The sequence below is a fragment of the Prevotella histicola genome, assembly GCF_055385135.1.
Genome location: NZ_AP043794.1, coordinates 602169 through 622917 on the forward strand (window position 1 = coordinate 602169; position 20749 = coordinate 622917).

15 protein-coding genes, 1 tRNA gene and 1 pseudogene are annotated in these 20749 nt (G+C 44.5%); 12 read left to right on the forward strand and 5 right to left on the reverse strand.

Annotated features, from left to right (window positions below; all coding sequences use genetic code 11):
* Nucleotides 1-87: 87 nt before the first annotated feature.
* Nucleotides 88-1791, reverse strand: a complete 1704-nt coding sequence (locus tag ACZ48L_RS11100; protein WP_025792557.1) for a thiol-activated cytolysin family protein — start codon at nt 1789-1791, stop codon at nt 88-90.
* A 408-nt stretch (nt 1792-2199) separates the two neighbouring features.
* Between ACZ48L_RS11100 and ACZ48L_RS11105 the strand changes: the two genes are divergently transcribed.
* From ACZ48L_RS11105 to ACZ48L_RS11115, 3 genes are all read left to right on the forward strand, one after another.
* Nucleotides 2200-2691 (forward strand): MarR family winged helix-turn-helix transcriptional regulator, encoded by a 492-nt coding sequence (locus ACZ48L_RS11105; RefSeq protein WP_025792555.1) that lies wholly within the window; start codon nt 2200-2202, stop codon nt 2689-2691.
* Nucleotides 2692-3376: 685 nt separating this feature from the next.
* Nucleotides 3377-3859, forward strand: coding sequence for a hypothetical protein (locus ACZ48L_RS11110; RefSeq protein ID WP_025792552.1), 483 nt, complete (start codon nt 3377-3379; stop codon nt 3857-3859).
* A gap of 5 nt (nt 3860-3864) precedes the next feature.
* Nucleotides 3865-4257 (forward strand): hypothetical protein, encoded by a 393-nt coding sequence (locus ACZ48L_RS11115; protein WP_008823750.1) that lies wholly within the window; start codon nt 3865-3867, stop codon nt 4255-4257.
* Nucleotides 4258-4334: 77 nt separating this feature from the next.
* Here the strand turns inward: ACZ48L_RS11115 and ACZ48L_RS11120 are convergent, their stop codons facing one another.
* Nucleotides 4335-5246: a hydrogen peroxide-inducible genes activator gene (locus ACZ48L_RS11120; RefSeq protein ID WP_025792551.1), complete on the reverse strand. Its 912-nt coding sequence runs from the start codon at nt 5244-5246 to the stop codon at nt 4335-4337.
* A 205-nt stretch (nt 5247-5451) separates the two neighbouring features.
* Between ACZ48L_RS11120 and ahpC the strand changes: the two genes are divergently transcribed.
* Complete coding sequence (gene ahpC, locus ACZ48L_RS11125; protein ID WP_008823748.1) at nt 5452-6018, forward strand: alkyl hydroperoxide reductase subunit C; 567 nt, start codon at nt 5452-5454, stop codon at nt 6016-6018.
* A 102-nt stretch (nt 6019-6120) separates the two neighbouring features.
* Nucleotides 6121-7680 (forward strand): alkyl hydroperoxide reductase subunit F, encoded by a 1560-nt coding sequence (gene ahpF, locus ACZ48L_RS11130; protein ID WP_464722050.1) that lies wholly within the window; start codon nt 6121-6123, stop codon nt 7678-7680.
* Between the two features lie 338 nt (nt 7681-8018).
* Here ahpF and ACZ48L_RS11135 read toward each other — a convergent pair whose 3' ends face one another.
* Entirely contained in the window at nt 8019-9560 is a 1542-nt protein-coding gene (locus ACZ48L_RS11135; protein WP_025792550.1) for a DUF438 domain-containing protein, read from the reverse strand.
* Nucleotides 9561-9767: 207 nt separating this feature from the next.
* On the opposite strand from ACZ48L_RS11135, the gene ACZ48L_RS11140 reads away from it, so the two are divergent.
* The 6 genes from ACZ48L_RS11140 (at nt 9768) to ACZ48L_RS11165 (ending at nt 17321) form a co-directional block, all read left to right on the forward strand.
* The gene (locus ACZ48L_RS11140; protein WP_081767867.1) at nt 9768-10667 is read left to right on the forward strand and encodes an HAD family hydrolase; all 900 of its coding nucleotides are present in this window, start codon (nt 9768-9770) and stop codon (nt 10665-10667) included.
* 548 nt (nt 10668-11215) lie between these two features.
* A tRNA-Met gene (locus ACZ48L_RS11145) sits at nt 11216-11288 on the forward strand.
* A gap of 393 nt (nt 11289-11681) precedes the next feature.
* Nucleotides 11682-13478: a M6 family metalloprotease domain-containing protein gene (locus ACZ48L_RS11150; protein WP_025792547.1), complete on the forward strand. Its 1797-nt coding sequence runs from the start codon at nt 11682-11684 to the stop codon at nt 13476-13478.
* 450 nt (nt 13479-13928) lie between these two features.
* A complete protein-coding gene (locus tag ACZ48L_RS11155) occupies nt 13929-14657 on the forward strand; it encodes an HAD family hydrolase (protein ID WP_036870557.1) in 729 nt (242 codons plus the stop codon).
* Between the two features lie 676 nt (nt 14658-15333).
* Nucleotides 15334-15549 carry a hypothetical protein gene (locus ACZ48L_RS11160; RefSeq protein WP_464722051.1) on the forward strand — a complete coding sequence of 72 codons (216 nt, stop codon included), beginning with the start codon at nt 15334-15336 and terminating at the stop codon, nt 15547-15549.
* Nucleotides 15550-15593: 44 nt separating this feature from the next.
* Entirely contained in the window at nt 15594-17321 is a 1728-nt protein-coding gene (locus tag ACZ48L_RS11165; RefSeq protein ID WP_464722052.1) for a fimbrillin family protein, read from the forward strand.
* Between the two features lie 87 nt (nt 17322-17408).
* On the opposite strand, the gene ACZ48L_RS11170 is transcribed toward ACZ48L_RS11165, so the two are convergent.
* Nucleotides 17409-17990: a DUF417 family protein gene (locus tag ACZ48L_RS11170; protein WP_008823725.1), complete on the reverse strand. Its 582-nt coding sequence runs from the start codon at nt 17988-17990 to the stop codon at nt 17409-17411.
* Nucleotides 17991-18196: 206 nt separating this feature from the next.
* On the opposite strand from ACZ48L_RS11170, the gene ACZ48L_RS11175 reads away from it, so the two are divergent.
* Nucleotides 18197-19096, forward strand: coding sequence for a Cbp1 family collagen-binding glycoprotein adhesin (locus tag ACZ48L_RS11175; protein WP_025792539.1), 900 nt, complete (start codon nt 18197-18199; stop codon nt 19094-19096).
* A 1073-nt stretch (nt 19097-20169) separates the two neighbouring features.
* Here ACZ48L_RS11175 and ACZ48L_RS11180 read toward each other — a convergent pair.
* A pseudogene (locus tag ACZ48L_RS11180) lies at nt 20170-20498 on the reverse strand (transposase); the annotation flags it as partial.
* Nucleotides 20499-20749: the final 251 nt, after the last annotated feature.

Here is a 20749-nt window from a genome sequence, read left to right on the forward strand (position 1 = left end):
AAAAGAGAGTCTGTCACAGTCCTGAGGGGCGGAGAGACAAAGTCGTTATATGCCTCTCCTTGTTTTAATCACTTAAAAAGGATCACATTATTTATTGAAAAATTTCATATCAAGCACCTTCACATAGGTGTGAATCTTGACGTTCTTGTTGTTGCTTTCCAGCACGAATATTGGGTCATCGCCCTTGTATTTCGTGTAGAGAGTACCCAGTGTATGGGTAAAGGTAGTACGTCCGAAGTTGTAATTGTAAATACTTCTTGTTGAATGTAGGTCGCTAACAAATGTCATCTTCTGGTGGTCAACAAAGTCTTCAAGGCTCTCGTTAGGGTCTTTATCGAACTCAACGGTAACGATTCCACCAAAGCCTATTGGGTGCATGGTCTCCTTTTTCTCACGATAACTGAAGTAGAACGGGTTAGCTTGACTGATCTTTACCAGCTCATTGTCCTGTCCGTTGAGAGAAAGACTGATGCTTCCCCACAGTCCAGCCTCACGGTCAAGGTTAGGGAATGGACCTGTGTTTGTACCAGAGAAGCCAAGAACCTGCAGCTGCATGCGTACTTTCTTGAACTCAGGAACGAAGTCGCGCTGTGTAACAGTGAACTCATTGCTTGTTACAACACGTGCCTGTGAGTTGTCAACTGCGTAACGTAGTGAGAAACTGATAGGAGACATCTGTTCCATTGGTATGTCTGCGTTGAGGAAACGTTGGAAAGAATCGATGTCACCCTTGAGCACTTCCTTCTGAATTGTCTGTCCTCCACCGAGTACAGTGATGCGGATATCACAGTTAGCAAGTACCTTGCGATAGTGAAGAGACTGGTCGGCTGATACGCTTACGTCGACACCTTTGATCTGATTCATCGCAAAATTGATAGCTTCATCCACAACTTTCTCGTCCTCATCTGACTCTACTGAGAGGTAGATGATACGTCCATAGTTGATGTTAGAGATGTAAACTGGCTGGTAACCGTCCAGCGCTTCTTTGTCGATTGACTCAAAGATGTTACCTTTCTTAGGTGCATCTGTTGACACGGAGAAGTACTTCTGGATCAGACGAGCAAGGATATGGTTCTTCTTTTTGTTAAAGTTGAACCCGAAGTTCAGCGATCCATTGGCAACAGGAGAGTTCACTGCGACACCCAGTTTGGTGGCAAGTTCCTCCTGAGAGTTGATCTTTTCAACGCTCTCAATGGTCGTAATAGGTGACTCTTTCCACTGCATGTTCGCCCACTTGTTCCATACTTCTTGGTATTCACTCTTACGAATGTTGTGAACAGTAGCCGATGTTTCCCTTGCTTCTTGTGGGTTTGCAGGGCTCAAATTGATTGAGAAAGTCACGTCACCTGTCTCGTGTGAAGTGATGATAGCATAGGTACCGTTTGCGATAGTACCACCTTTGAGCACACAACCAGGGTAGATAATGTCGCTTGTTGGGTCGAAAAGGAAGCTTTCATCGAACGCTTGCGTCATCTTATACCTACGTGTTGTCTTTACCCAACTACCTGGAATGCCGTTCAGTACGCCCTTTTCTTCAGTCTTCGAAGTACCTTCGTCAACTGGAACTGTCGTACCATCATCGGACGGAACAGGGTCCGATGCGCGTGACATCATTGGCGCTAATGGTAGCGTCCGCAGATAGTTTTGAATCTCTCGGGTGTTGTCAAGTACCCTTTCTCCTGTGTCTTCCTTGGTTCCAGTGAGTTGTCCGTCCTGCGAACATGAACCGAATGTGACGGCAAACAGTGCCAATGAGACTGGCAAGACCGCCTTTAAAAGATTCTTTTTCATTCTTGTGTAATTTTAGGTTATCATAAAAAGTAAATAAAACTATATTAAATCCTTGGCCACCACAGTTACTTTTAACGACTGTCTGCTCTGCGTTGAAACTATTAATGTTCACATGATATCATTACAGAGAGACTATCTCGTCACTGCGATTGTGCAAATTTATATAATTATCCTTTACCTTCCACGTCTTAGAGGCTTGTTTTCCAGTTTTTTACGTTACGTTAATCAAACTTCATTTAAAAGGCCTTTTTTGCTTATATAATGTTAAAAAAGTATGCGTATCGTCTGCGATAGTTGGAAAATTTTTGTACCTTTGCACCAGATGTGAGAATTATTAACTTATTAACCCGGCAACTATGTGAATAGGAACCGGCGGTTTATGCACAAGACACAAGAAAGATTTGTATTATGGTATACGACCAACTAAAGCTTCAAAACCAGCTTTGTTTTAGACTTTACACGGCGAGTCGCCTTGTAACACAGACTTATTTCCCGATTCTTGAGAACATCGGGATCACTTATCCACAGTATCTTGTCCTCATGGCGCTATGGGAAGAGGACGGAATGAAGGTGATGGAACTGGCTCACAAACTGTTCCTTGACTCGAATACCGTCACCCCTCTCGTGCAGCGTATGGACAAACTCGGGATCGTAAAACGCGAGAAAGGAAAGGTTGATGGCCGTGAAACGTATGTCCACCTTACTGAAAAGGGCAAGGAACTGCAGGAGAAAGCGAAGGATGTTCCATCTTGTATGCTCGAAAGAATACTTACTGAAGCCATGCAGATGGAGGATATTAAGGCTCTTTCAACGCAACTTGACAACCTCATTGATAATCTTTCTGAACAGAGAGAGCAGGTGAAGCAGGCTGCGAAAGAGGAAAGAAAGGTGAGGAGATAACAACAGCACAGACGCTTAACGACTAAGCATCTTCAGCCTATAGTGGGCGGATTGAAAAGCCATTGAATGTAGATAAGTGTAAAACTATTTCCCATTTGTTTTTCAATCTACGCCCTTTTGCTTTCTAAAAGGTGCCCTTTTGCAATGTAAAAGATGCCCTTTTGAGGTGTAAAAGACGCCCTTTTGCATTGCAAAAGGGCGTCTTTTACTTTGCTGTTTGTAACTCATTGATTCTCTTTTTGTTACGAATGGCGTTTTAAACGGTTTTTCCTTTAATGGCAGCGAATCGTGGTTTGTTTTCTGTAAGGATATTTCTTAGCCTGCACAGGTTCGGCTTTTGTAGGCTGAAACTAGGATGCCTAGGATAACTAGGATGGTCACTAGGGCGTTGAAACTAGGGTGCCTAGGATGGCTAGGATGGTCACTAGGGCGTTGAAACTAGGGCGCCTAGGATAGCTAGGATGCCCATTAGGGTGCTGGAACTAGGGCTCCTAGGATGGCTAGGACGCCTACTAGTACACTGAAAGATACATATTATCCCAAAAAACCTTAAAAAAAGTGCAGTCAAACGGCAGTCGTTCATTCTTTTTTCTTAATTTTGTAACATACCTTATTATGTGTATTGCTCCCTGCAGCAGGGACAATCGTTGTACAGACCGTGATACATAACAAACAAAAAAGAAATATGAAGAAGATTCTACTGCTTATCATGACACTCATCGTCAGCATGACAACCTTCGCACAAAGCGACATAGTATCGGTTGCTGACGCAATAAAGATTTTCCAAACCAAGACCCTCTACACCGGACAACAGGTGCTGGAGAAACAAGGTTATATATATAAAGGTATATCAACAGACAGCTATGGCAAGGATCATAACTGGGTTAAGAACATGAATCTGACGAAGGATTTCGTGCCAACTGCCTTCGCTAAGGGCAATTCCAGTATGGTTCAACTTGATAATAGTGGGAAGACAGTCTATGTTTATGTCTTTAATCGCACAGCCTTTGCCGGTCTTCAGGCACAGGTAAGGGCTATGGGATATGACATGGGAAAGGCTGCCAAGTCATCAAAAGGTACGCTCATCTGCACCAAAGACAACCAGCCTACCATCACTTTCATGACCCTTCAGATGCCATTACCTTTCTGTATGCAGATCACTGAATAAGAATAATGAAGCAAAAACCAACCTATAAGAAACCCGTTGCAGCGTGTGCCATCATCCTTTTTGTTGGTGCAATAACCCTTGCTGTGCTCATGGAGACGCGCCAGATGGCACCTCCTCGGAAGTATGAAGTGGACATGTCGGGTGAGGTTATTGGTATCGACCATGGTCCGAAGACGCCTGTTCTGACGAAAGAAGAGGTGAAAGACGAAGAAGTAAAGGAGGAACGTAAGTCGGAATCTACCGGGGAAAAGAAGCCGAAAGAGGAGGATCAATCTTCTGAAACGGATGAACCGATCATCGTGCCGACTGTTCCTGGCGACCGTCCCGACGCTACTCCGTCTGTCAAAGTGCCGAAACCCGAAATCAAAAAACCTACGGTTGAGTCGATAGAAAACTAAAAAAGAGAGCCTCTGATGGGCTCTCTTTCTTTTTTATACCTTCTCTTTTTCCTTTTATTCTCAGCCTTTTCCCTCGTTTATTCCTCTATTTTCTGCACGTCTTCGGGCAGTGAATCCTTTATGCAGGCAGCCAGTTTGTTGAGCAGGGTGTGGCGGATGAAGTTCTTGGACGTGGCAAAGACGATGTCACGTGTGGGCACTGGATGGGCAAAAGGACGCACCAACGCATGCTGCTCCGTGGACAGTTGGGATACAGCAAGCTGTGGAATGAACGTCACACCCTTGCCATGTTCAACGATACGCATAAATGTTTCGATGCTTCCAAGGTTATAACTTCGCTTGCTGCGGGCAGCCGATTTAAGTTGACAAAACTTCACTAACTGGTCGCGAAAGCAGTGTCCTTCATCCAAAAGCCATAGAAATTCGCCCGAGAGATCAGCCGGTTTGATGTATTCTTTCTTATAGAGTGGGTCGTTTTCTGCCACATATCCCATGAATTGTTCACGGTAAAGTGGGGTGATATTCAGCTCCTCTAACCCTTCTACCTGTGCCAGGATGCCAGCGTCAATGCCCCCACTTCGCAGTGCTTTGAGCATCCCTTCCGTCTTCATCTCCGTGATACGAATATCCATTTCGGGGTGTTCGTTCATCAATTGTGGGAAGAATCGCGGGATGAGATACGGTGCTATGGTTGGCAGAACACCCACATTGAAGGTCCCCGTGAGCGACTGTCGTTCCTCTTCAACCGTCTGTTTGAGCTTCTTTGCCCTGTTGATTACCTTCCAAGCTTCCTCTATCACCGTCATACCAGCAGGTGTTGGGCGAATCGGTTGGCGCTTCCTGTCGAAGATCTTCACGCCCAGTTCGTCCTCCAACTTCTGTATCATAGAGCTGAGAGTGGGCTGTGTTACGTCGCAATAGTCGGCTGCCTTGGCAAAATGTTTCAGTCGATAGACTGCCATTACATATTCTAATTGTTGTAGTGTCATCGTCTTTTGGGATAAATAGGTCCTTACAAAGATAAATAAAAACATTCGAATGACCATGAAAAGTCCAGGATTTATAAGGCTTAGGACCACCTTGATAGATTTTTTCTATTGGCTAATAGATTTTATCTGTTGGTGAGAAAAGATATAGATAGTACCTTTGCATCATCAAATAAATAATTCATCAACAATTAAAAAACAGAATATAATGGAACCAATCATTAATGCACACGCACCAGAGTTTACTGTTCAGGCCTTTCAGAATGGCGAGTTCAGAACCGTATCAAACAAAGATATCGAGGGCAAATGGGCTCTTTTCTTCTTCTATCCAGCTGACTTCACCTTCGTTTGTCCTACAGAATTGGAAGATCTTGCAGACAAATACGAGCAGTTAAAGGGCATGGGTGTAGAGGTTTTCTCAGTTAGTACCGACACACATTTCGTACATAAGGCATGGCATGACGCATCTGATACAATCAAAAAGATTAAGTATACGATGCTTGCTGACCCTACTGGCGTATTGAGTAGAGGCTTCGGAGTGTACAAAGAGGACGAAGGTGTGGCTTATCGTGGTACCTTCCTCGTTAACCCAGAGGGCTTGATTAAGATTGCAGAGGTGCAGGATAACAGCATCGGACGTAATGCTGACGAGCTCGTTCGTAAGATAGAAGCAGCGCAGTTTGTGGCTACTCACGACGGCGAGGTTTGTCCTGCGAAGTGGAAGCAGGGTGGTGCAACCCTCAAACCAAGCATCGATCTCGTTGGAAAGATCTAAGCATTTTGACTAAACTAACGTAATATAAAAACATTATTAGTAAGGGTGGAGGGAAGAATCACACGTGGTTCAACTCTCCACTCATCATAAATAAGCAAGCCTATGTTGGATTCAAACATCTTAAACCAGGTGAGGGAAGTCTTCAGTTCGCTCACCTCTGATATAACACTCAGCGTTATTCGTAACAGTGCCGACGCACAATCAAAGGAGTTTACAGCCTTCATTGATGACATAGCATCCACCTCTGATAAGATAAACGCTACCTATGCCGAGGGCGATCACTTCTCTTTCAGCATCTTACATGACGGAAAACAGACGGGAATCAGCTTCCGTGGCATACCGAACGGACATGAGTTTACGTCACTTCTCTTGGCTGTTCTCAATGCTGATGGGAAGGGAAAGAACCTCCCTGACAGTGCTATTACGGCACGGATAAAGGCATTGAGAGGCAAGGAGATACGTCTACAGACTTACGTTTCACTGACCTGTACGAACTGTCCTGACGTGGTTCAGGCACTGAACGTCATGGCTTTGGCTAATCCGAACATCACACATGAGATGATTGATGGCGGACTTTGGCAGGATGAAGTGACGCGATTGAACATACAGGGTGTACCTTCTGTCTTCCTGAATGGTGAACCTTTCCACACGGGAAGGGGCGATCTGGGTATGCTTCTTGGGAAATTAGAGGACAAACTCGGTACGGATCACGATGCTGAAGCAGGTGGTGTAGAACATAATTATGATGTTGTTGTACTCGGAGGTGGACCTGCTGGTGCATCAGCAGCTATCTATTCGGCACGCAAAGGACTGCGTGTGGCAGTCGTTGCAGAGCGCATTGGCGGACAGGTCAACGACACAACGGAGATTGCAAACGTCACTTCTGTGCCGAAAACAACGGGTACGAAGCTGGCTGCCGACCTCAGAACGCATCTCAATGACTATCCTATCGACATCTTCGACAACCGTAAAGTGATGGCTGTCAACCTGCAGGAAGCAGTGAAAAGGGTGTCAGTAAGGGGCGGAGAAACCTTCCTTGCACCAGCAGTCATCGTGGCAACGGGTGCTAACTGGCGACGTTTAGGACTGCCAGACGAGGAGAAATACATCGGACATGGTGAACATTTCTGTCCGCATTGTGACGGTCCTTTCTATAAAGACAAGGACATTGCGGTCATCGGAGGTGGTAATTCGGGTATCGAAGCTGCCATCGATCTGGCTGGAATATGCCGACATGTGACGGTGCTGGAGTTTGCCGATTCGCTGCGTGCTGACGATGTCCTGCAGCAGAAAATGGCAAGTTTGCCGAATGTGGAGCTCTTCACTTCAACACAGACAACGGCACTTCTCGGTGACGGAACACGCCTGACGGGTATCCGAGTAAAGGACCGTAAGACCGAGGAGGAGCGTGACATAACGCTCGATGGTATCTTTGTTCAGATTGGGTTGATGCCGAACAGTGATGTTGTCAACGGTCAGGTGGAACTCTCACCACGCAAGGAAATCATCATTGATGCCACCAATCGCACCAACGTCAGTGGTGTTTATGCAGCTGGAGACGTGACAACGGTCCCTTATAAGCAGATTACCATCGCCATGGGCGAGGGTGCGAAAGCGGCTCTTTCAGCATTTGATGACAGGGTAAGGGGCGTTATTCAATAAGGAAGGGAGAACCTTTTTCATAGTACAAACAAGGGGTAGACGAATGTGTCTACCCCTCTTTTTATGTCCGTCAGTGATCAAACGGAAGTTATGAAATAACCTTACAGAATATGAAGCGCCCTTGTTGCCGAAATGAAGGATAATCGCCAAAAACCGACTTTGTAACCTTTAGGTTATCAAGCAGTTACAAAGAGGCTTGTAAAAGACGCCCTTTTGCATTGTAAAAGACGCCCTTTTACAACGCAATAGGTGCCCTTTTACAATGCAAAAGGGCACCTTTCACGATGCAAAAGGGCATCAATTAAATCCTGAACGCGAATTTTTCTTACAGTGAGCTATTACTTTTTCTTGGCGATAGCCTCCTTAATCATTATGATAACGGTCTTCTCGCCCAGTCCAGAACGCTCCCCAGCATCATGAATAGTAGCCTTCTTCAACATGATTTTTCCCAATGGTGTCTTCAGCATCTTAAAGGGTAGATAGCGTGAAGCCAGCTCATCTTTCACGTGAGGATAAGCCTCGAAGACATCGGCAAGGCGTGTCTCGGGGGTTATTTCTATGTCTTTTATTACTGTTTTCGGTGTTTCTTCTTCCTTTTCAGGCGCCTGTTCAGCTGTCTCTGCAGGCTTTTCTTCGTCCTTTCCAGCCCATGTGAGCAGTGTCTGTGAGCCTTCCAACGCACGGATATGCGTACAATCCTGCATCATTTCCAGTACACCACGGAACCTTCCTTGGGCATCTCGCACGGCAAAATAGATGATATAGATGAACATTCCTGGCTTGTTGATCCAGAATTCAGCCTTACTCTGTTCGCCACTACGGAACTTCTCAACGATCTCTTTTACGATGTGTACACTCTTACGGGGGTGACAATTCTCCACTTTTCTGCCGATAACGTTCTTTGAACGAGGGAAGACACGATGGTCAGTATCGGAATAGAACTTCACCAACTCATTCTCATCAACGAACGAAATGTCGACAGGCAGGTGCTGATAGATGAGGTTTATCTGCTCCAATGTGAGCTTTCCCGTTGTCACATCCAGCTCCTGTTGTGGTCCGGCAGCGTATCCGTACTTGCTGAGAAGTGCCTGAAGGTCAGCTGCAAAACCGTCTGTTGAGGCTGCAGGTGCCGTTGTTGTGGTTGTTGGTTTAGCCACATCAATGAATGCAAAACCAATCTCTTGGTCGCCATGTTTCATGTCTTCGAACTCAGCCGGTGTGATCAGCGCCAGCGAAGTGGGGTAGAGGATGGTCTCTTCCTTCTCCATCAGGTCGCGCGTATGTGCTATAATCTCCTGCTGTGCAGCGATGAACTCATCGTCTTTGTCGTCCAGCAGTAGCTGATAAGCAGCCTTTATCTCGTCCCGAATGAGGTCATCAAAGTTCCACATCGTCGTCGTTGGACGGTCGAAACCCTTCTTTTCGAGCAGCGGATAGAGCTGATTCTGCTTGCGTTGATAGTGTATTGGATACTCACGCAGCTTGTCATAAAGCTCCAACCACTGGTTCTTGATGAGCGGATATTGCACCAGATCCTCCACAGAGAGGAGCAGTTTGCGCATCTCATCATTCTCTTTATAATAATGTGCGATAGGATGATCGGCAGGAAGTTCAGGTCTACTGTTGTCCATAAAACCGTCCATGAGGTCGATGACCTTGCGCATATCCACACGTATACACTCGTCTTCCGACTCTGGTTTGAGGGTCTGTTCCACGTAAGCAAGGTGATACGGACGCACCGTTCCCACCTTTTCACGCATCAGTTTATGCGCCTCTTCAAGTGAAATCTGTCCTGATTCGTATTGATTTTCAATCTCTAAAAGGCGTTGCATCTTCTCCATATCAATCTTGGGAAGATGGTCTTTCATTTTATTTGTCATAGTCTTTTCGTCACTGATTATAATTCTTTCTGGTGCAAAGATACGAAGGATAATGCAGGTGAAAGATAACAAATGTTACCTGATAATGTTAAAAACGAATAGCAATTAGTTAAAAGATGTTTTCCGCTCGTTAGCTTTTTGTAACATGACACTCCCTTTTATCCATAAAATATGCTTACCTTTGTGGCAATAAAAAGAAGTAAAATAATGATTCATTCGCTCCGAGCAAGGCTCCAGAAGCTCTCCTTCCGAACGGGAGTTATCATCCTTTTGTGTTGTATTCCTTTCTATATCCTGTCGTTTGCACAGATGCTTTTACCCCTGTCAGTGGGCACAAAGGGGGTGTTATGGGCTGTGTTCTTCGGTTTGGCAAAGGCTGTCCAGTACACGGGAGTAGCCGTTTTGGGGGTGGAAGGATACCGACGAGTGAAGGATTACATAAGAGGTAAAAAGACAAAAACAGGGAAAATGGACGGAATAAAACTGGTGATTTTCGACTTTGATGGGACCCTTGGCGACTCACAACGGCTCATCACTGACACGATGTTGGCTACTATTGAACGGCTGAAGCTGCCCCGTCGGTCGCGGGAAGAGTGTGCCCGAACCATCGGACTGCCGCTTGCAGAGTGTTTCTCAAGCATCATCCCCATGACAGAAGAGCAGGCTGAGGAGTGCGCAGAGGTGTATAGTGAGATCTTCAACGTGAAGAATGTGCCCGGTGCAGTGCCTCCTTTCCCTGGCGTTTCGGAGACGATTAAGGCGCTGACAGCCAAGAAAATCCATGTCTCCATAGCCAGTAACAGGAGCCATCATTCGTTGCATACGCTGGTAAAGGATATGAAACTCAGCGAACACATCACCTTTCTTGTTGGTGCAGACGATGTTGTGCGGCGCAAACCAGATACTGAACCCATTGAGAAGACCCTCGATCACTTCCATGTAGCACCTCATGAGACGCTCGTTGTGGGTGATACGGAGTTCGATATCATCATGGGTCGTCGTGCAGGAACCCACACTTGCGGTGTCAGTTATGGTAACGGGACGCGTGAAGAGCTTGAGAAAGCAGGTGCTGAGCGCATCATTGACTCGTTGAAAGAGTTGGTGTAGAGTAGCCTCCCCAAGCCCCTCCGAAAGGAGGGGATGTGCTGATGACAGTGGGATTATTAGTCTATGTAGGTGTTTATTAAGCCTTAAGGGGATGCCTCCTCACGTCCTTCTGAAGGAGGGGATATGTCTGGCGGGATACGCAATGCAGCGTGTTGGAAATATGAAAGGATGAAAAATTACCCTCCACCGCTAATGTTTTAATTCCCCAAACCCTAAAGTTTGGAATTCCAACTAATACCTTAAAGCACAGAGTCCATCTACTTGTTAACTCGTCAACATACCACGTGAAGCACTTAATACCAATGGCTAATCTGCTAATTGTGCTCCTTTTACTATTTGATCTCTTTTCATTCCTATAATAAAGGTGTTAGGTTTTATCCTTTAACTCTCCTGCCTTATCTACCTATCATTGGTCTTTAACCTTTTAATTGTTAAAATCCGTTATTTCCTTTCACTATCTTTGGTTAATTAAGATGAAATGCTTAATTTTGCACTCGCAATTCAGTAATAGAGCGATTTATCTACGAATTGTTTTGGTTATTTAATATCGCGGGTTGGAGCAGTTGGTAGCTCGCCAGGCTCATAACCTGGAGGTCGCATGTTCGAGTCCTGCACCCGCAACTTATTTCGCAGGAGTTCTTGTTTCACAAGAGCTCCTTTTTTTTGTTTAATAGCATTCCTCCGCACTGCTATCTCTGCTCTAATCAGCATGTTATCCTTATGCTTCTCCTCTGTCAGTGGGTATGAAACGGTGGGTTTTTCTTGTGTTTTTCATCGCTCAACAGATGTAAAACGGTGGATTTTTCCTGTCTTTTTATTCAGAAAGGGTGATGTTTTCGTACTCGAAGGAGGGGGAGTGGGGGGCGGTTGGTAGGTGATGGCGGGTGGAGGGGTTTAGATATTTTTGTTGTTTTGACGGCTCTTTTTCTTTAAAAGTTGTATCTTTGCACGATAGTGAAGGGGGAAAGCCCCTTTGAAAGTAAAGCAAAAGAATTATCAACAATACCTGATAGTATGAAAAGAATATCTACTCTTTGTGCTGCATTGCTGATGGCAGCGTCATCGTTTGCCATTCCTGCACTACCAATATGGCGACTCGTGAGACAGGCTGACGGTACTTTCCTGAAGGTGAAAGCCGTTGGTGACGAACATTTTAACTACTGTGTGACGCAGGATGGTATACCCGTCGTTCCGCGTGGGGGCAGTTATTACTATGCACAGGCTAAGGAGGGCAGACTCGTGGCATCGACAGTGCTGGCGCATGAGGAGGGTCTTCGACAGGGCAATGAGGCGCAGACGGCTGTTGACATGGCTACTGTCAGAGGACTGGAAGCTAAGGCGCTGACGCGCTCAACACCCTTCGGACAACCGCGAACGGAGCCGTGGGCAGGGAAGAAAAAGGGCTTGGTGATCCTCGTTCAGTTCCAGGATACGAAGTTCAGGAACCCTGCTGACATCCGGACAAAGTCTACTTCGGAGAAGGATGTCAAGACTTTGTATGACCATATGTTGAATATGCCGGGCTATAAGGATGAGAAAAGCAACGCCATAGGTAGTGTTCACGACTATTTCCTCGACCAGAGTAACGGTACGTTCGACCTCTCGTTCGATGTCGTTGGTCCTGTTACGCTCCCTCAGCCATCGGAGTTTTACGGTGGACGGACCGAGGATAGCAATGATAAAAACCCTGCACAGATGATCATTGACGCCTGTAACGCCGTGAAAGGACAGGTGAACTTTGCTGATTATGACTGGGATGGCGACAAGGAAGTGGAGCAGGTTTATGTGCTTTATGCCGGTCAGGGTGAGGCAACGGGGGGTGATCCGAACACCATCTGGCCTCATAAGTTCGCGTTAAGTGACGCCGGAAAGTCGCCAATGACCATTGATGGCATCAAGATCAACACCTATGCATGCAGCAATGAGATTCTCCGTGCCGACGATAACGGTAGAGACAGAATCTTCTACATGGGTATCGGGACCATCTGTCATGAGTTTTCTCACTGTCTGGGGTTGCCCGATTTCTATGATACAAGGGGTGGAAAGAATGTCGGAACGGGCAAATACGACCTCATGTCAGCAGGAAGTTACAACGGTGGACCAGCCAGTTTGAGCAACGCTTATGAGGGTTCGGGCATCGGAACAGTGCCTGCAGGATACAATTCCTACGAGAAATCGTTCATGGGATGGCTCAAACCGAAGGAGCTGAAGGCGGAGAAGGTTGACGTTCAGGCGCTGAAAGGACTTGCTGAGGGCGGAGATGCTTACGTCATCTACAATCCTGAACGGGAGAATGAATACTATCTGCTGGAGAACCGGTCGGCTTATCGGTGGGACAAAGCACTGCCTAAGCATGGCTTACTGGTGCTGCATGTCGACTATGATGCTGCCTCATGGGCTCAGAACACCGTCAATGCACAGAAGTACCAACGCCATCCGAGGTTCACAACGGTGCCTGCCGACAATCTCCTGAGTAACCAGACGGAGGACAATGACACCTATCCTACGGCGCTGAACAACGCCTTGACGGCAACGAGCAGCCCTGCTTTCAGCTTCTATACAGGCTATCCTGTAGCTGACAAGGGCGGTGTGACGGGTATCACAGCGCATGCTGACGGCACTGTATCGTTCCGTTTCGCACCGCTAAACACCTCAACGGGCATCGCAACAGTGGGCATCGGAGCCGCCGAACCCGTAGGATTCTATACGCTGGACGGTACCTATCTCGGTACGAAAGCACCCGAAACCAGCACGCCACAGGTGCTGATTGTGAAGGATAAGGAAGGAAAAAACAGGAAGGTTGTTCGGTAATTCAGTGCTTAAGGCATGGGCTGGTGGGGCTTAAACATCAGTCAACCATTGCTTACGGCATGGTCAACCCGTGTTTACAGCATGGTGACCAAGCCGTTTGAAGGGCGTTAACATTACTCTACGCAACAGTGGTTTTTAAACTTTTATGATACTTTTATGATTTGTAGACAGATTAGATGGAAATGTGTATAATATTACCTTGCAATCTATTCTGTCTACATGCGTTATCTGCAAGTTTTACCTTTGAAACATAAAAGATGATGAAGAAAAACGCAATACACAATCATTTGAAAGTGTCTATGAATCAAATATATTTGCCTTTATATCTGACTAAACAAGTATTTATAGTTAAATATGTTTAAGAAAGTGCACCTATTGAAGAAAAAACTCTCATTATATGCAAGGTTATCATGGAAAAGACTTACTTTTACCAAAAATATTTTGAGGCCTATGAATGAGATAAAATTAATAGCATTTGATGCTGATGATACACTGTGGGGCTGTCAAAGTTATTTTGATACCGTTGAAAGAGCTTACTGCGAGGTGCTTGCTCCTTATGCTGATGCTGCTAAAGTTTCAAAGGCTCTCTTTGCAACTGAGTCGGCAAACATGCCTCTATTGGGTTACGGTAGTAAGGCTTTCTTGATTTCGCTAATAGAAAACGCAATCAATATAAGTGATGGTAAGGTGAAAGGGGACGAACTCGCGCTGATCCTTGGAGTAGGAAAAGAGCTGCTTCGGTTGCCTGGTAGACCCTTTGATGGGGTACGGGCGACGCTTGCTAAACTGAAGGATCTGGGGAATTATCACCTCGTTGTCTTCACGAAAGGTGAACTGCTCGACCAGGAAAGTAAGTTTGAACGGTCGGGGTTGAGGTCTTATTTCGATGACATCGTCATCGTTTCGGACAAGACAACGGATGCTTACTTCAAGCTTTGTGAACGGTTTAACACCCGAGTGGATCAGTTCCTGATGGTTGGAAACTCCTTCCGGTCAGACATAGAACCAGTTCTGAAGCTCGGAGGATGGGCTGCTCACATCCCTTCCGACTCCATTTGGAAACATGAAGTGGTGGAGGAATATGACCATCCGAACCTTATCCGACTGAATAACTTTGCGCAGTTACAGAGCCATCTGTCAGCTACAGGAACGATACTGAACGACTATAAGCCCTCATAAGGCAATGGTCTTTTGTGAAATAAACTCTTAAAAGGGTTTCAAGTGATGCCCTTTTGCTTTCTAAAAGGTGCCCTTTCGCAATGTGAAAGGGCACCTTTTGATGTGTAAAAGGGGATGGTTCGCACGTGTTATACACGTTGCTTAGGGGTAATGAAGTCCCCAAAGCACACGATACCTATATATATAATGGTGAGAAAGTAATCAGTTGAGAATTTCTTTTCTCATATTTTGACGAGCCAATAGGGGAGATTCTGCCCGATGGATAATCGCTGGTAGGGTACTGAGTAGCAGTATGTAACGATGAAAAAAACTTATAAAATGGATATAGGTTGAGGCTTTACCGCCCTTTGATAAATAGTCTTTCAGACAACATTATTTTGTATTTTTTACAAAAAATGTTTGTATTATTCGTGAATAAACATTACCTTTGCTCTCCGTAAATAACGAGTATTTCGTGAACGATTCGACTTTTTTTCTGCATGCCGATACTTCCTTTTATGGATTAACAAGGGCTTAAGACAAAGGGAACGGCTATGATGTGAGCACTGTGAGTTGACGGTAAGCGTACTTTCTCAGCTTCATTGCAGATTAAATTAACCCCCTATTCGGATTAACGCAAGTAATTATTCAGATAACAAAAACGAAAATGAAAAAGAAAATGTATGTAACTCCAGTCGTGGAGTTAGTATCCCTTGCGGCTGAACGTCAGCTGTTGGCAGGGTCTGGAGTGACTGTTTCAAATCAGAATTTACAGAACATGGGCAGTCAGACTATTGGTGGCGGCGGTACAACAACGTCTTCAAATCCTTACAGCTCGAGCGCAGGACAACAGAGCGGTAGCCAGTCGGCAGGTGCTAAATTCAGCGGCGGGATAACATGGTTTGGTGAGTAACGACGCGCGCTACTCAAGTGAAAACGAAATTAATTTAACGACAAATGAACAAGATTAAAATCCTCAGTGCATTCCTTTGTGCACTTCTAATGGGCTTTACCTCATGTGCTAACGACACAGAAGAAAGTACTAACGACTATCAGCCTAATGTCTCAGCAGCACGCGAGCTGACTGTGGGAATGGCAGATAACGCTACAAACAGTAAATCAAAATCTACAACATCACGTTCTGTCGTCAATCCAACGTTGGGCAATATGTGGCAATATGGCGATGCTTTCCTTGCTTATAACCTTACGGATGGTGGCGAATACAGTATGCTGACAGCCGAAAACGCTGGTATTCAGACTAAGATAAGAGGTAAGGTTACCTGCAAGCAGGGCGATGATATTGCAATGTTCTTCCCTTATATGAATGCTTCAACAGTGACGGAAGTGACGGGAGACAAGTCAAAACTGAGCCTGGACCTCAGTGGTCAGACGGGTAATCTCAACGAAACCGTCGGTGATTACAACACGATTACAAACTATGACTTCAGTTGGGGCAAGATTGAAAACGTCAAGGCGGTAGGTAGTAAGGCATCAGGCAATGTCCAGATGCAGAAGCGTTACGCCGTTCTTCACCTGAAGTTTGAGTGTGAAGGACAGCAGGTGAAGAACATCACGAGCGTGAAACTCACGAATATCGCAGGTAAGGCAGTGATGAATCTGCAGACAGGTGAGTTGGAGAATACCACTGACAAGGCAGGATTCACTGTTACTCCGAAGACCGCAGTTAATGAATTGAATGTCATTGTGTTTGCACAGAGTAACTTCAACCCTACTTTCTCTGTTGAGACAAACACGGGTAAGACTTACGGAGTGAAGATAACTCACAACCCACAAATCATCAATGGAGGATATTATGACCTTAATGTGCTGGTTGATGACACCACACCATGGATTGATATCCACGGTATTAAGTGGGGACGATACAACCTTCAGTATGACCCATCAGTAACTGAAGAGGGATGGGTGAGCGGATATTCACTTACAAAGAACCCATGGGATTACTTCTATACAGAGCCATCTGGATTGGCAGGACAAGGTTTGACGATGTCAACAGACTTTGAAAATGCTAAGTTCGACCACTTCCGTTGGGGCGATATAGCTGCTGCACATAACTATGGGGATAGTGGTCGTGAGAAATTTTACACAGGAACAGGTAATATTCAGGCGCAGAACATATCCAATAATCAGTACGGTGACCTTCCTTACTATGTATCTAAAGGGAGGTGGAAGTTGCCTACAAAGGCTGACTTTGACGACCTGATGGCTCATTCAGGACAGTATCTTGGCTATTACTATGATGGATTGAATACGGTCTATGGTGTCCTCTTCGATCCTACCGTAGCAGAGAGTCTGAAGGGAAAGGTGCTGGATAAGAATGACAATGTGCTGAAAGCATCAAATACAAATGCCTCAGCTGTCAACGTAGGGAAGCCTAACGAAAGTGGAAACAAACTGAAACAGTTTACAATCAGCGATATGAAGCGAGGCATATTCTTCCCATTCGCAGGAACATACACTGATTATAATGTTGGTAATCCAGTACTGAACAAACCTGGAAGCTGGGGTTCTTACTGGACAGCAAATGGTACAAATGCTAATCAGGCACAGTCCTTTACAGGGCAATACCTGAATAACGGACAGTTCTACCCATGTACAACAGTAGGTGTAAGTGCCCAGAATCCTAAGAAGAACATGTACAGCATCCGTCCTATCTATGCTAAATAATACAGGCTTATTGTAGGTTTGTAAATCTTTATAAAAACCAATGCGGGGAAAGAAAGGCTGCAAGCGCCATTTCTTTCCCCGCTTTTCTTATCGTTTTTTCAGTATCCTCTGTGCGCAATCGGCTAACACTACGATGGCGGAAGCAAGGATACACGTGTCTTTAATGACCAACCTTCCCGCACCAGTTAGTAGTGGGAAACCATGCTCACCACTGCCAAGATCGGGCACCCAAGCCTCTGGTGTGGTGACGAGGAACGACAGTGTACCTATCGTCATGAGGATGACTAAGCCCGAACCAACGAACCCAATCTTTGGGAACCATATGCCCAAGAGGGTTAAAATACCGAACGACATGATGGCAATACCCAGTCCGTGAGAGAAGGTGTAAGTGTTGTTCTCAACGTGCCACTGGTGCTTCTCCTTGTTGAACTCGCCTTCCTTCAACTTATAATCCTTGTATTCTGGAGCATTCTTCGTATAGAAGAAACTCATGAAAGGACTGTTGGCAACGAAAGGAACGATGCCTTCTGCCTCATAATTCCAAAATTTTAAACCACCAATCCATACGAAAATGATGAAGATGGCAATACGAATCAGGTGGATACCTGTAGCCTTCAACGACGCAGATACCTCAAGTACCCAATGTACTAACGATGTAATTTTATCCATAAAATAATTCTTTTTTCTTTAGTCGACTGTTTTAGTCATGTTAATAATTTGTATTCTCGGCTGCAAAGATAGGCAATACTTTCGGATGTTCAGCATGAAAGTTGTAAAAATTTCAATCTTTTTGCATTAATGTTTTTTATACTTTGTAAAAGGTTTATTTATTATTTTTCTCCTAACTTTGCACATATATTCAATAAATAATACGGATGAGACTCAAAAAAAAATCATGTTTTATAGTGCTCTTGGTGCTCTTCGTCTACTCTTCTTGTACGGAGGAGAAACGCCCAACACCACAACCTAAGGCACGCATAAACGTGACGCCGCAAACGAAAGAGGCTGCCGCTATCAGTCAGCTGACGGCTTCTATCGATGAGATATCAGCCAATCTGGATGTCATTTCGGCACGAGAAGGGTTGTTATACAAGACGACGGAGCATACAAACAAGAAGACGAAGATCATCCAACAGATACGAAGCCTGGGTGCATTGCTGGCTAAAAAGCAGCTGCAGATTGAAGAATTGGAACACAAGGCAAAGCAAGTCAGTGCACCCGTGGGCGACAATGCCACGGTTAATAACCTTAATAAGATGATCAGTTTCCTCTCTGGGCAGCTGAAAGAGAAGGGGGAACGCGTGACAAAACTTGAGAAAGTGGCTGTCAGAAAGGATGTCAGCGTGGCACAACTGAAGTATATCATTCAGAATCAAGCCAACAGTGTTGACGCATTACGCTATAGATTCAATATGTCTTCACTTGAACAAGAACTATCAAGGCTTAAGGCTAAGGAACGACAACGTAATGATGAACAAGGTGAAGTGTTCTATATCATGGCAGACAAGCAGACGCTTAAGGAACAAGGACTGCTGAAAACGTCGCTCTTCTCTAAGCGATTGGATAATAATAACATAACACAAGAGCATTTTACCAAGGCTGATAAGAAGGAATTAAAGCAACTTACGATAAACTCAAAATCGCCGAAAATCCTGTCAATGAACCCTGAAGGGAGTTACACGCTGACGGAGAATGAAGACGGAACAACGACGCTGACCATCACGGATGCGGATAAGTTTTGGAACGTTTCACGCTATCTCATCATCCAGGAGTAAGTCTGTAAGATATTTAATTTTACCCATTTAACAATACGTAGGGGGCTGTTGGTGTCTTAATCCGTGTTTCCCAAGGCATCGGCGGTCCCCGATTTCTATAACATTTGTTCTCAAGCAAGGTTTTATTTTTTGGCTCATCAACTTTTACTTTGTTCCTAATCAAATTCTAATTAGTTGCGGATAAGAACTTTATTTGTTGCAGCCTCAATTATAATTCGGTTCTGATTACTTCTTAATTTAACGTGAGTTCGACGAATTATAAGTGTCTATAAATTTGTTGTAATATTAAGGAGCTAATATACAAACATTTACAAAGAACCCATTGACACACAGCTTACATTGTTCTGACTTCGTCGAAATCACGTTAAGATAGTTTTTGTTTTTAGTTGCTGTCACTTTTAACATTTCTCGTAAATATCTTGTTGTCAAGGTGTTGAGCCATGTAGAAAAGTGACGGGAGTGACAGGAAAATTGAAAGGTGGTTGTTTTTATGGTGTTGTTATAATAATGCAAGGGGAGAGATACTCGCTTGTTATGAAAGGGAACAGGGCATTAGAAGAGCTGTAATAAAGATTCATAAATTGAGAATAATAGGTGGTTTTTTGTAAAGTAAAAGATGCCCTTTTGCATGGTAAAAGGTGCTCTTTTGAGGTGTGAAAGACGCCCTTTTGCACGGTAAAAGGGCACCTTTTAGAAGGGCTTTTGTAAGTCTTTGGTAAACAATGGGATACAAGTCTGAATGCTTGGTATATCTTGTGATTTTATAGACATGTAGCTTGATTTTCCTGTAAATATATTTCTGATTATTCCGTAATGGTTCTGTGGTATACATCGGGATGGATAATCTTACAAGGATCTGCGCCGGAGCGTTTTACCACAAACAGGCGTATCCCATAACTATCAGTTCCCCTTTCCACCCAAGAACAAAAGTCAATTACATCCCATTCCTGATTTTGCTGTCATTTCTGTCACTCTTCTTATGCTTTTAATCTCCTGATTATAAATTCATTACACGAAGTGTTAAAAGTGACAGCAACTAAAAACTAAACTTAATTAACGTGAGTTCGACGAAGTCAGAACATTGAAAACTGTGTATCAACGGTCCTTTGTACATTGATGCACGGCTTCTTTGGAAACAGGCAATAAGCAGCAATTGCCCCTAATAAATTGACGATGAAATTGTCAAAGCATCTATGTCTGTAGTGTTCCACCTGCACAATGTTCTTAAGTTCATCATTCATCGTCTCTATAATAGCTCTTTTTCTGAGTAAAAGCCTGTCCGAAACACTCATTAACGTTCCTTTCATGTTATTCTTTAATTTGGTAATAAGCTGTATTCCATCAGCGGAAAGCCTTTGAAAGGGCTCTTGCTGATGTAGCCTTTGTCTGCATAACTTCTACCTTTGTCGTCGTAGAATTACGATGATATTTTCTTTTTCCTGTAGGTATTAGCGTGTATTTGCTGTCATTGTATCAAAAAACTTGCAGAAGTCATCTGCCATACAAAATATTTCAGTAACTTTGTCCTCGGTGATCATAGCGATTTTTGTTTGTAATTGTTTGTAAATCAACACCTTAAAATTACAACAAATTTTGCTAATCACCAAATTTATAGACACTTATAATTCGTCGAACTCACGTTATTTTAGGATA